The organism is Bifidobacterium sp. H6bp9 (genome assembly GCF_032193695.1).
Taxonomy (GTDB): Bacteria; Actinomycetota; Actinomycetes; order Actinomycetales; family Bifidobacteriaceae; genus Bombiscardovia; species Bombiscardovia kimbladii.
Map to the genome: position 1 here is coordinate 1 of NZ_JASTZY010000024.1, position 436 is coordinate 436.

1 protein-coding gene is annotated in these 436 nt (G+C 61.9%); it reads right to left on the reverse strand.

What is annotated here, in order from left to right; genetic code table 11:
- Window positions 1–177: 177 nt before the first annotated feature.
- Window positions 178–436 (reverse strand): hypothetical protein (locus QRX40_RS08690; protein WP_313837714.1); only part of this gene is annotated, 259 nt, incomplete at its 5' end.

Below are 436 nucleotides of genomic sequence, written 5' to 3' on the forward strand. Positions count from 1 at the left end.
CGGGCAGTGTGTATACTTCCAAGCTTGATCCGGTGGTCAGTGGTGAGTGCACGCCTTCAAAGGATTCCGCGCGTCCCAACAAGGTCGTTCTCTACGGCGAGGACCCAGCCAATCCGATTGCGGAGGGGCAGGGCACGAATGGCGATGACCTGGTGAAAACCGCGGACACGTGGGGGTTCAGGCTGGGCGAAGTTGAATGCCAGGTCGATCCCAAGAGCAAGCAGGCTTGGGCAGGTCCGGGTACGTGTTGCGGTCGGGTGTCTTCACTCTGACCGGCGTAGTCTGGCTGGTGCCGGTCGTTCCGTTGCCGAGCTGGCCATAGATGTTGTATCCCCAGGCGTAGGCGTTCCCGTCGCTGCCCACGGCCAGCGAATGATCGGCTCCGGCGCTGACCTGCACGTAGGTGAAATCCTTGGGCAGGTCCGGGTACGTGTTG